The organism is Amycolatopsis sp. 505 (assembly GCF_031625235.1).
Classification (GTDB): domain Bacteria; phylum Actinomycetota; class Actinomycetes; order Mycobacteriales; family Pseudonocardiaceae; genus Amycolatopsis.
In genome coordinates, this window is record NZ_JACKQP010000011.1 from 123,925 (window position 1) to 135,256 (window position 11,332).

Sequence of the window (11,332 nt, forward strand, 5' to 3'; positions counted from 1 at the left end):
CGTTGCGACCGTCGAGAAGGCGCAATGTCGGATCGATGACGACAGAAATCGGAGGACGATGGCGTTCTATCTGTAACCCCGGAGGGTGATTCGCCGACCTAGTCCCCGCCGGTGCATCCGGGGCGGCACCTGGGGAGGGAAGGCGAATGGACGGTTTCTCGCTGCTGGAGGAGGCCATTCGGTCGATGCCGGTGCCGGGAGCGCCGCCCCGCCTGTCGCTCGACGGGGCCGCCGTGGGGCTTTCCTTCCTGGACACCGCGCTGCGGCTCAACCACGTGCGGCGGCTGACCGAGCGGATCTCGCTGGTCGACCACCGGGTCGCGCGGCGGATCACCGAGGTGGACGTCCGGCTCGGGATGCTCGACGAAGGGCAGCGGCAGGCCTCCGAACTGTTCCGCAGCATCGCCAGCCACCGCGCCGACGGCGCGGAACAGCCGGACGGCCCGGCGTTCGTCGCCTCCGAGATGTGGGTGCCCGTCGCCCGGATCTCGCGGACGGCCGCGCCCGTCGACGTGCGGGACGCCTCGGGCCGGAAGCTGCCGCGGCTCACCCAGTACGAGACCTCGCGGCTGCTCGCCTCGGGGCTGTACCGCCTGCTCCGCGGCATCCTCACCGGGTTCCCCGACGCCCGGCGCGACGAACCGCTGGCCCGGCTGCTCTACCAGGACCACGAACCGCGCTGGCTGATCCAGGCGGCCCTGCTCGCGCTGCTGACCGACCGCAGCAGGCCGACTGGTCCGCGCCCGCGGGACCTCACCCCGGGGATGACGGCCGGGCACGCGGCCGACTGCCGCCGCAAGGCGCTGAAGCTGCTCGCCGACTACCGCGAGCCGCTCGGGGACTACTTCGCGCTGCTCGACGTCGCCGTCAACAACTACCTGCTCGTGGTGGCCATGGACCGCGGGGCCGACGAGCACCTGCTCACCTACGAGGCCCCGCTCGCGGTGGAGAAGCCCCGGCCCCGCTGGTCGTGGAGCGGGACGCTGCGGGCCAGCAGCCGCGGGTACCTCGTCCAGTACGAGGGCGCCATCCCGGCGAGCCTGCGGTCGTACCACCTCGTCGTCGAGACCGAGCCCGGCGTGCACATCCAGAAGATCTACCTCCGGACCGACGCCGATCAGGGCCTCGCGGGCGAGCTCGTCACGGACCTGAAGACCCTCGCCACCCGGCTGGGGCCGGCGGCCGCGCCGCCGCGGAAGTCGCCCTACTCGAAGATCCTCGAGCTCCAGACGCAGACGACCCTCCGCCGGCTCGCCGATCTGCTCCGCCGCCGGCAGTGGGACGCCGAGCACGCGCGGATCGCCGTGCCCGAACAGCACCTGCCGGGTGTGGCCGAGCTGGGCTGGGCGGCGATCTCGGGCGAAGCCGTGGCCGACGGTGCCGCGCTCGACAACTCGCTGATCCGCCACCCGGTCGTCGAGCCGGCCAGGCTCGGGCAGGCCGCCCGGGAGCTCGAGGCGCAGGAACTCGAATACGACCTCGCCACCGAGGACAACCCGACCAGCAACCAGGCCAGCGTCTACTGGCGGCGGCGGGCCGTCCGCTCGCTCGACGGCGCGCAGATCCGGACCCGCGCCGGGATCCTGCTGCGCGACGCCACCCCGTCGAGCCCGACGACGGTGCTGCTCTACGCGTTGTCCGTCGCCCTCATCGCGTACTCCGCGGCCACCTTCGCGGGGCACCACTTCTGGCCGTACTGGGGCGCCGGTGCCGTCCGGCTGCGCGCGTCGAGCGCGTCGAACAGTCCCGGGGCGCTGATCGCCGTGCTGCTGCTCGTCCCGGGTTTCCTGTACTCCCGGCTGCCGCTGCCGGACCGGCATTCCGTGGCGGGGCACCTGCGGGCGCTGCCGCGGCTGGTGGCGCACGTCTGCATCGGGGCGATGGCCCTGCTGTGCGCGGCCATCGCCGCGGACTCCGCGCGGTCGGTCCTGCCCGTCGCGTTCGGGCTGGCCACCGTGGTGCCCCTGCTCGCGGCCATCGCCCTGGTGCCGCCGATCCGCTCGGCGTGGAGCCGTCGCCGCGACCCGCGCCAGGACGCCGAGGAACTGCACCTCATGGGCGCGCCGCACTGGGTCGACGGCCGGGGGACGAGCAAGCAGCGCCGCCGGACGCCGGACGCGATCTTCTCCTCCTCGGGGTCACTTTCATGAGCGAAGGGACGAACATGCCCGGCGATGCGCCGAAGGCCCGTTCGGCGCACGCGCTGGCCAACCTCGCGAGAGCGGGCTACTGGTCGCTGCGGCAGCCGCTGACCGAGGTCGACTTCGAGGTGCACCACCTCGTCGACCGGCCCGGCTACCTGGTCGGGCTCGTCACCGGGGAGGGCCGGAGCGAGCCGAAGTCGCGGTTCTTCCTGGAGACGCTCTCCTCGAGCGCCCACGGCGCCGGGCTGGTCGTCGGCATCCGGACCGGGGAGAAGCCCGACCGGCTCCGGATCCGCGACCACGGCAGCTCCGTCGAACCGGAACTCGATTTCGGCTCGGACGAGCTGAGCCACGTCTTCCGCGGCACAGCCCGGCCGAACCTGACGTTCCTGGCCGAGTCCGATCGCCGGATCGAAGGGATCATCGCGATCGCCGACGAGCCCGCGAAACTGCGGCTCAGCCACGGCACCCAGATCAAGAACCTGCTCGCCACGCTGAGCCAGATCGCCGTCGAGGTGGCCCGCGGGCCGCTGCTGTCCATCCAGTGCCCGGTCCAGCTGCCCGTGGAGGTCGAGGCCGAATACCGGGAGGAGCGGATCCCGCGGGCCGCGTCGCTGGCCGTCCGGTTCTCGATCGCGCTGCAGCACCCGAGCGCCGAGCTGACGTTCGAGATCGCCGAGCGGATCATCCGGTACTGCGAGGAACGCGGATTCCGCCTCTGGCTGGCCGACACCCGGCTCGGGCACCGCACCGGCAACTGGTTCCGGATCCGCGCCCACCCGGCGGAAGAGCCGCACCCCGGCGAAGCACCCGAAGGCGTGCTGTCCACGATCATCCCGGTCACCTTCGTGGGCCCGGCGCGGGTCGGCTCGACGCACGCGCTCGTGTCCCTGCTGCTGCAGTTCCCGGAGATCGGCGTGGTCGGGGCGTCGATCACCCTGCTCGACGATCTCGCGTTCATCCACCTCCAGCTCGGCGTGGTCACCCCGGCCGAGGAAGTAGCGCTGCCGGTCGCCCACAGCAGCGAAGACCCCCGCACGGCGATCACCACCATGTTCGCCGGGTTCGCCAAGGTGCCCAACGGCAAACACGGCCAGGAGCTGAGCGACCACCTGTGGGAGCGGGCCGGCGACTACCAGACGCTGGCCGGCCCGGTGGTCCCGGTGGTGCACCCGGCCGCGCAGCGCCGGCTGGCGATCTGGATCTCGTGGCAGATGGAATGGACTCCGCGCGGGATCTCCGTCGCCGTGCGGGCGCTGCGGCAGGCCTTCGACTACATGGGCTTCCCGTTGCCGGAAGGCGACGCGGCCGGTGCCGAAGCCCGCGACGCGCCCAACCTCGAATACCTGATCTGCCGGGACCTGGGCAATTCCCTGTTGCGGGGCAAGGGCAAGTTCTCGGTGCCGCTGAACCTCGTCCAGCAGCGGTTCACCAGCACGGCGGTGGAGATCGCACCCTCGAAACTGTGCGTCGGGCTGGAAGACGCGTGGAAGACCGCGCTGGACGAGGACCCGGGCGGGTTCGCGGTCCGGGAAGTCACGGTGGTGTGGCGGGAGTTCTGGCTGGGGCACTGGGCGGCCACGTCGGTCTGACCCACCGGTCACCCCGTCGTGCGGGCGCGGGAACCCGGTGTCGCGGGTTGCCGCCCAGTAGCTTTTCGATCATGGTCGAGACACCCGAACCCCCGCCCACCCTGGCCGATCCGCGTGCGCTGCTGCTGGGCTACCTCGACCACAACGCCGCCGCCATCCTCCGCAAGCTCGACGGCCTCTCCGAGCACGACCTGCGCCGGAGCGTGCTGCCGTCGGGCTGGACGCCGCTGGGCATGGTCAAGCACCTCGCCTGCACCGAACGCTTCTGGATCCGGTACCTGTTCGCCGGCGAGGACGTCGACTTCTCCTGGCCCGGCACCGCCGAGCAGGAGTGGTTCGTCGCGCCGGAAGAACCGTCGGCGGACATCACGGCGTTCTTCGTCGCGGAACGCGAGAACTGCGCCCGGCTCGCCGCCGTCACCCCGCTCGACGGCCGGGCCGTCCGCACCACTCGCCGCGGCGGCGCCGAAGAACACCCCACGTTCGCGTGGATCCTGTGCCACCTGGTGCAGAGCTTCGCCCGCCACGCCGGGCACGTGGACGTCGGCCGCGAGCTGATCGACGGCGTGACCGGCAGGTAACCGGTCAGGCGGGCGGGGCGACCGTGGCGTCCTGATCGGCTCGGCGCAGCGCGTCGGCGACGAACCCGGTTGCCTTGAGCTCCTCGACCAGCTCGTGCAGGAACGCGATCGTCTCCGGGCGGCGGTCCGGCGTGGTGCAGACCGCCTGCCGGATCTCCATGAACCGCCCCGGGAGCACGCGGGTCCCGGGGTGGGCGGCGACGTAGGCGGTCATCGGCCGGCGGATCCCGGCGGCAACCTCCAGGCTCTCCGCCTCGAACGCCGTGACACCGTCCTCGCCGCGCACGATGGTGGCGTGCCGGAGGGTGCGGGTCAGGTACAGGTCGTACGCGGACCCCTGCTTGACGCCGATCCGGACGTCCGGCCGGTCGACGTCGGCGGGCGACGCCAGCGGCGAGCCGTCGGCGACGACGTACACGCCTTCGATGAGGACGTACGGCGCCGTGAAGGTCACCTGCTCGGCGCGGGCGGGCTCGATCGCCAGGAAGCCGAGGTCGGCCGCGCCCGAGGTCAGCGCCTCGAACGACTTGCGGGCCGCGTCGGAGCACACGAACCCGACCGGGACGCCGAGCCGCGCGGCCACCTCGCGGGCGAGGTCGACCGTGATCCCGCCCGGTTCCGCCGGCGTGCCGTGCGCGAGCACGGGGTTGCCGAGGTTGATCGCGGCGCGCAGCGTGCCGGTGGGCGCGAGGTCCCGGGCGACGGCGGAAAGATCTCCCATGACCGGCGAGGCTAGCGGCGGGCCCGGGCGTGCGCCCCGCGATTGTCGCTCACGCCACCGGCGGCTCGTCCGCGGTGGTCAGGGCGAACACCGTCTCCTGGTGGTAGACCTCGCCGGGCCGCAGCACCGTGCTCGGGAAGTCCGGCCGGTTGGGGGAGTCCGGGAAGTGCTGCGCCTCCAGCGCGAACCCGGCGCCGCGGTGGTACGGGCGGCCGCTCGTGCCGGTCAGGTCCGCGGTGAGGTAGTTGCCCGAGTAGAACTGCAGGCCCGGCTCGGTCGTCCACATGGTGAGCAGGCGCCCGGACCCCGGGTCCCACGCCCGGGCGGCGAACGGCGCCCCGGTGTCGAGCACCCAATTGTGGTCGTAGCCCTGGCCGATCGCCAGCTGCGGGTCGGGCTCGCCGACGCGGGCGCCGATCGGCGCCCACCGGCGGAAGTCGAACGGCGTGCCCTCGACCGGCACCGGCTCGCCGGCCGGGATCAGGTCGTCGCCGGTCGGGCAGAACCGGCTCGCCGCGATCTCCAGGCGGTGCTCGTGGACGTCGCCCGTGCCTTCGCCGGCCAGGTTCCAGTAGGTGTGGTTGGTCAGGTTGACGACGGTCGGCGCGTCGGTGGTCGCGAGGTAGGTGATGCGCAGGCGATCGTGCGCGTCGAGGCGGTAGATGACCTCGGCGGTGAGCCGGCCGGGGTAGCCCTGGTCGCCGTCCGGGCTGATCAGGGTGAGCCGGACGGCGACGCCGTCGCCGTCGCGGATCTCGGTCGCCGACCAGACCCGCGTGTCGAACCCGGCGGGCCCGCCGTGCAGGCTGTTCTTGCCGTTGTTCAGCGGCACCCGGTACTGGACGCCGTCGAGGGTGAAGGTGCCGCCGCCGATCCGGTTGGCGAACCGGCCGATCACCGAGCCGAGGAACACCCGGTCCGCGTCGGGCCGGTTGTTGGCGACGTAGGAGTCGAGGTCGGCGAACCCGAGGACGACGTTGCCGAGGCGCCCGTCGCGATCGGGCGCTTCGAGCGACTGGATGACCCCGCCGTAGTCGAGCACGCGCACGACCGGTCCGCCGGGACGCCCCAGCGTGTACCGGTGGACGTCGGTGCCGCCGGCCTGGCCGAACAGCTCCCGGGTGAGTTCGGGTGAGGTCATCGGTGGGCCCTCCAACGTGCTGTTAGCGCTAACAGCGTGGGACGACTTTAGCCGACCGCGCGGCCGCTGTCAGCCCGGTCGGCCGCGGGTTCGCACGTCGCGAATGACTCATTGCGGACCTCAGGCGTCCCGAATGAGTCATTCGCGACACCGGTGGAAGCCGCACGCGGGCCGGCGCCTGTCAGCGGTCGCCGGCCGGTGGGCGGGTGCCCAGCAGCCGGTGGGCACGCAGGGCCATCTGGATCTCCAGGCGCTTCGCCGGGTCCGCCAGCCGGTCGCCGAACAGCTCGCTCAGCTGGCTCACGCGGTAGCGGACCGTCTGGGGGTGGATCCGCAGGGCTTGCGCGATCTCCGGCGTGTTCCCGTTGTGCTCCAGCCAGCTCAGCAGCGTTTCGGCCAGCCGGGTCTGCTGCTTGGCCGTCAGGCCGGCGAACGGGGACAGTGCCTTCGCCGACAGCTCGTCGAGCAGGAAGCGGTCGATCAGCAGCCAGTGCGTCGCCAGGTGGTCGGCGGTGTGCGTGACCGGGTCGTCGCCGGCCAGGCCGCGGCGGGCCAGGTCGAGCGTGCGGCGGGCCCACCGCAGGGACGTCGCCGCTTCGGCCGGGCGGACACGGGGGCCGACCGCCGCGCGCCAGCCAGGGAGGCGGCCTTCGAGGCCGCGCAGGTCGCGGTCCGGGTTCGGGGTCAGCAGGCACGGCTCGGGGCCGTCGAGATCGACGAGCACGTCGGCGGCCACCTGCGGGGTCGGCGGTGGGTGCCGGTCGGTCCGCGGGTCGAGCGCGACGACCGTGACCCACTCCGGGATCGCCCACTGCGCCGCCTCGGCCAGCGTCGCCAGGGTGGCCGGGGACGACGGCGGGGTGGCCAGCAGCAGTTCGAAAAGCCGGCGCCGGCGGCGCTCGAGCGTGCCGGTCGCCATCGCCTGCGCCAAGGTGTACCCCTCGACCGAGTACGCGGAAATCTCTTCCACGTAGGCGAAAATGGCCTCCGCGCCGACGCACAGCACGGCCGCCGGGAACCGGTGCGCCTGGCCCAGTTCGGCCACGTACCGCCACGCCGCCCGCCCACCCGCGCGGTAGGCGGCCTGCAGGGAATTGAGGCTGCCGCCGTCGTGGTGGACGCGCTTGCCGACCTCCACGAACAGCTTCGGCCAATCGTCCTGTGTGGACGCCAGGTCCTCGATGCTGTCGATGCAGCTGAGGACCGCCTGCTCGATCGCGAGCACGGTCATCTTGCCGAACTCGCCCTCGAGGGGCTTGGCGTATTCGGGAACGGCCTTCTGGACCTCGTCGAGGATCCGCCGGGCGAGCGGGTCGGCGTGCGCCCGGAAGCGCCCGGCCAGTTCGGTGGGCAGCGAGCACCACAGCTGCCGCGCGCGGCCGGTGCCCCGCGGGTGCGGAATCGCCGCCTGCGTGATCGTCCGGCTCATGGTTCAGACCCCTTGCCGCGCCGCCTGGAGACTTCGCGCCGTCGTCGGCGCGAACGTCATGTACTCACACGGGAACGGACTTGGCAACCGGCGTCCCTGCCCCGGGCGCGGGTTCTGTCACGCCGGGACCAACGGCCGCACCGGAGTTTGTCACCTGCCCGACAAAGCGGAACGCTAATCGCGGCAAAGGTTTCCGGGATTCGATTTGTGAACTCAGGCGGTATCTTCGCGCCCTGTCCGGTTGTTAGCGTGATCAACCGGCATGCGTGAGGAGAAAACCCGATGACGGCGCTTGTTTCCTGGTGTTTCCGCCGGGCCGGCGTCGTTGTCGTGCTGTGGCTGCTGGCGCTGGGCGGGCTGGTTTCCGCCGCGCTGCACACCGGCGCGGCCTTCCGCGACACCGTGGACCTGCCCGCCGCGGACAGCACGGCCGCGGCGAACCTGCTGCGCGCCACCGGGGCCGGTGGCGCCGGGGAACGCGTCGTCGTGCGCTCGCCGGACGGCCCGGTCGACAGCGGCACGGGCCGCGTCCGGCTCGACGCGCTCGCCGCCCGGCTGGCGGCGTTGCCGCACGTCGTGGCGGTCGAGCCGCCGCCCGGCCAGGTGTCCGCCGACCGGCGGACCGCGGTGCTCACCGTGCGCTTCGACGCCCCGGCCGCCGACCTGGGCCAGGGCACGGCCGACGCGCTCGCCGCCACCGTCCGCGACGCCGAGGGCCTGACCGCGGGCGCGTCCGGCGAGCTCGCCGCGATGACGGCCGCCGCGCCCGACCTCGGCAACGCCGGCATCGGCCTGCTCGCCGCGGCCGTGGTGCTGCTGGTGGCCTTCGGCTCGGTGACCTGCGTGCTGCTCCCGGTCCTCACCGCGGCGGTCTCGGTCGGCTGCGCGCTGGCCGCCGTGACGCTGTTGTCGCACGTCATGACGATGCCGAAGATCAGCACCGAGATCGCCGCGCTGCTCGGGCTCGGCGTCGGCGTCGACTACGCGCTGTTCGTGGTCACCCGCTACCGGCAGGGCCGCCGGGACGGCGCCGATCCGGCGGGCGCGCTGGCCGTCGCGGCCGCGACCTCCGGCCGGAGCGTGGTGTTCGCCGGGATCACCGTGTGTGTCTCGCTGGCCGGGATGGTCACCGTCGGCCTGCCGTTCCTGGACGGGATCGCGGTCGCCGCCGCGGTCTCGGTCCTGCTGACCGCGTTCGCCGCGCTGACCCTGCTGCCCGCGCTGCTGCGGCTCGTCGGCCGGCGGATGCGCCTGCGCCCGGACGCCGGGGCCGGCCGGTGGGCCCGGCTCGCCCGGTCGGTCACCGCGCGTCCCGGCCCGTACACCCTCGCCGCCCTGCTGGTCGTGGCCGTGCTCGCGCTCCCGATCACCGGGCTGCGGCTCGGCGTGCCGGACGCCGCGCTCGACCCGCCCGGCAGCGTCACCCGGACCGCCGCCGAACTGCTGAAGGAGGGCTTCGGGCCGGGCGCCGACGCGCCGCTGCTGGTGGTCGGCACCGGCGGCGAATCGGTGGGCACGCTGCGGGAAGCCCTCCTCGCCAGCGCCGACGTCGCCCCGCCGGCCGCGCTGCCCGGGGGCGGCTGGCTGCTGACGGTGCTCCCGCGGACGGGCGCCGGCGACCCGGCGACCGGCGACCTGCTCGCTTCGACGCGGGTGATGGCCAAGCTCATCGGCAGCCCGGACGCGCACGTCGGCGGGGTCGTCGCGGCCCGGGCGGACTTCTCCGCGGCGATCACCGAGCGGCTGCCGCTGTTCCTCGCCGCCGTCGTCGGGATTTCGGTCCTGCTGCTGGCCTGGGTGTTCCGCAGCGTGCTGATCCCGCTCACCGCGGCGGCGATGAACCTGCTGACCGCGGCCGCGACGACCGGGGCGGTGGTGTTCGCCTTCGGGGGCCCGATCGAGCCGTACCTGCCCGTCTTCCTGTTCGCCGGGCTGTTCGGGCTGTCCATGGACTACGAGGTCTTCCTCATCGCCCGCATCCAGGAGGCGTGGCGCCGCCACGGCGACACCCGTGCGGCCGTCGTCGACGGCGTCGCGGCGACCGGCCGGACCATCACCGCGGCCGCGCTGATCATGGCGCTCGTGTTCGTGTCGTTCGCCTTCGTCGACGCCCGGGTGGTGCGCGAGGCCGGCGTCGGGCTCACCGTCGCCGTGCTCCTGGACGCCGTCGTCGTCCGGTGCGTGCTCGTCCCCGCGGTGATGGCCCGGCTGGGTGCGGCGAACTGGTGGTTCCCGCGCCGCAAGGCCGTCGTTCCCGGCGAGCTCGTGGGGAGCACGCGATGACCCGGCGGACCCTGGTCGTACTCGCGCTGGGCGCCTTCGTCACGACCCTGGACAACACGATCGTCGCCGCGGGAGCGCCGTCCATCGCCCGCGAGCTCGCCCTCGACGTCGGGGCTCTGTCATGGATCGCGCTCGGGTACATGCTCCCGTTCGCCGGGCTCCTGCCGGTGGCGGGCGCGCTGGTCGACCGCTGGGGCCGGCGCCCGGCCCTGACCGGCGCCCTCCTCGCCTTCGGGGCCGGTGCGGCGGCGGGCGGGCTGGCGGGCACGGCGTGGCTCCTGGTCGCCGCACGGGTCCTCCAGGGCATGGCGGCCGCGTTCCTGGTGCCGGGGCTGCTCAGCCTGCTGCGCACCAACCTCGACGCGCGCGGGCGGACGCTCGGCGCGGCGGTGTGGACGGCCTGCCTGGCGGCCGCGCTGGCCCTCGGCCCGGCGCTCGGCGGCGTCCTGAGCGAATACTGGGGCTGGGCCTGGATCTTCTTCGTCAACCTGCCGTTCGTGGCCGCGATGCTCGTGCTGCTGCCCTCGACCGTGCCGCCCGGCCGCGGCGCAGGGACTCGCGCGCCACCGGCGTCGGCGATGATCCTGGTGACGGCGAGCCTGGTGCTGCTCACCACCGCGCTGGCCGAACCCGGGTTCCGGCTCCCGCTGCTGGCCGCCGGGACCGCGCTCGGCGTGGCGTTCCTCGTCCGCGAACGGCGCGCGGCCGAGAGGCTGGTCCCGCCGGCCCTGACCGGGAACCGGGTGTTCCTGGGGTCGCTCGGCCTGCAGCTGCTGTGGGGTCTGGGGATCTCCGGGATCTTCTTCTTCACGCCGTTGCTGCACCAGGAGTTCCTCCGGCTCGGCCCGGCCGGCGCCGGGCTGCCGCTGGTGCTGGTCGCGGTGGCGGTGGTGGCCGCGACCCCGCTGGTGCCGGCGGCCGTCGCCCGCCACGGTCCACTTCGGACGGTGGCGGCGGGGCTGGTCGTGGTCGGCGCGGGGCTGCTCGCCCTCGCCGCGGTGAACCACGTGCCCGCGCTGTGGCCGCGCGTGCCCGGCATGGTCCTGATCGGCGCGGGCTCGGCCTTCACCGTCCCGATGACCTCGCACGCGCTCGACGTCGTGGCCGAGCGGTATTCCGGGACGGCGTCGGGATGGCTCACCGCGGGCCGGGAACTGTCGAGCGCGCTGGGTGTCGCGCTGATCGGCGCGGTGCTGACGTCGGTGCGCGCGGCCCGGCTCGACGCCGGCGTCCCCGCCGGGGCGGCGCTCGCCGGCGGGTACACCGCGGGCCTGCTCGTCGCGGCCGGGCTGACGTTCGCCGGCGCGCTGCTGGCCGTGCGCGTGCCGCGGGCCCGGCCCGCCGAGACCTCGTCGCCGCGTGACAAACGTGCTGTCCCGTAACCCGTTTCCCCGTGAGTACCGGAGATCGAATCGTTGACAACCGCACCGGCGCGGTTATT

General features: G+C 73.7%; 8 protein-coding genes. 5 read left to right on the forward strand and 3 right to left on the reverse strand.

Annotated elements, in window-relative coordinates:
* Window positions 1–146: 146 nt before the first annotated feature.
* The 3 genes from H5965_RS35975 to H5965_RS35985 all read left to right on the forward strand — a co-directional run bounded on the left by H5965_RS35975 (window position 147) and on the right by H5965_RS35985 (window position 4,317).
* A complete protein-coding gene (locus H5965_RS35975; RefSeq protein ID WP_310975436.1) occupies window positions 147–2,150 on the forward strand; it encodes a hypothetical protein in 2,004 nt (667 codons plus the stop codon).
* Window positions 2,147–3,736 (forward strand): hypothetical protein, encoded by a 1,590-nt coding sequence (locus tag H5965_RS35980; RefSeq protein WP_310975437.1) that lies wholly within the window; start codon window positions 2,147–2,149, stop codon window positions 3,734–3,736. Before H5965_RS35975 ends, H5965_RS35980 begins: the two co-directional genes overlap by 4 nt.
* A 71-nt stretch (window positions 3,737–3,807) precedes the next feature.
* Window positions 3,808–4,317: a DinB family protein gene (locus H5965_RS35985; RefSeq protein ID WP_310975440.1), complete on the forward strand. Its 510-nt coding sequence runs from the start codon at window positions 3,808–3,810 to the stop codon at window positions 4,315–4,317.
* Window positions 4,318–4,321: 4 nt separating this feature from the next.
* Here the strand turns inward: H5965_RS35985 and H5965_RS35990 are convergent, their stop codons facing one another.
* The 3 genes from H5965_RS35990 to H5965_RS36000 all read right to left on the reverse strand — a co-directional run bounded on the left by H5965_RS35990 (window position 4,322) and on the right by H5965_RS36000 (window position 7,608).
* Window positions 4,322–5,038: a transporter substrate-binding domain-containing protein gene (locus H5965_RS35990; RefSeq protein WP_310975441.1), complete on the reverse strand. Its 717-nt coding sequence runs from the start codon at window positions 5,036–5,038 to the stop codon at window positions 4,322–4,324.
* 49 nt (window positions 5,039–5,087) lie between these two features.
* Window positions 5,088–6,179 carry an aldose epimerase family protein gene (locus H5965_RS35995; protein WP_310975442.1) on the reverse strand — a complete coding sequence of 364 codons (1,092 nt, stop codon included), beginning with the start codon at window positions 6,177–6,179 and terminating at the stop codon, window positions 5,088–5,090.
* A 181-nt stretch (window positions 6,180–6,360) separates the two neighbouring features.
* Window positions 6,361–7,608: a helix-turn-helix domain-containing protein gene (locus H5965_RS36000; RefSeq protein WP_310975443.1), complete on the reverse strand. Its 1,248-nt coding sequence runs from the start codon at window positions 7,606–7,608 to the stop codon at window positions 6,361–6,363.
* A gap of 282 nt (window positions 7,609–7,890) precedes the next feature.
* Between H5965_RS36000 and H5965_RS36005 the strand changes: the two genes are divergently transcribed.
* Window positions 7,891–9,891, forward strand: a complete 2,001-nt coding sequence (locus H5965_RS36005; protein WP_310975444.1) for an MMPL family transporter — start codon at window positions 7,891–7,893, stop codon at window positions 9,889–9,891.
* Entirely contained in the window at window positions 9,888–11,273 is a 1,386-nt protein-coding gene (locus H5965_RS36010; RefSeq protein ID WP_310975445.1) for an MFS transporter, read from the forward strand. The genes H5965_RS36005 and H5965_RS36010 overlap by 4 nt, the downstream gene beginning before the upstream one ends.
* Window positions 11,274–11,332 lie beyond the last annotated feature (59 nt).

Coding starts and splice junctions, on each gene's coding strand:
- H5965_RS35975 (WP_310975436.1), top strand. CDS start 147: ATGGACGGTTTCTCGCTGCTGGAGGAGGCCATTCGGTCGATGCCGGTG.
- H5965_RS35980 (WP_310975437.1), top strand. CDS start 2,147: ATGAGCGAAGGGACGAACATGCCCGGCGATGCGCCGAAGGCCCGTTCG.
- H5965_RS35985 (WP_310975440.1), top strand. CDS start 3,808: ATGGTCGAGACACCCGAACCCCCGCCCACCCTGGCCGATCCGCGTGCG.
- H5965_RS35990 (WP_310975441.1), bottom strand. CDS start 5,038: ATGGGAGATCTTTCCGCCGTCGCCCGGGACCTCGCGCCCACCGGCACG.
- H5965_RS35995 (WP_310975442.1), bottom strand. CDS start 6,179: ATGACCTCACCCGAACTCACCCGGGAGCTGTTCGGCCAGGCCGGCGGC.
- H5965_RS36000 (WP_310975443.1), bottom strand. CDS start 7,608: ATGAGCCGGACGATCACGCAGGCGGCGATTCCGCACCCGCGGGGCACC.
- H5965_RS36005 (WP_310975444.1), top strand. CDS start 7,891: ATGACGGCGCTTGTTTCCTGGTGTTTCCGCCGGGCCGGCGTCGTTGTC.
- H5965_RS36010 (WP_310975445.1), top strand. CDS start 9,888: ATGACCCGGCGGACCCTGGTCGTACTCGCGCTGGGCGCCTTCGTCACG.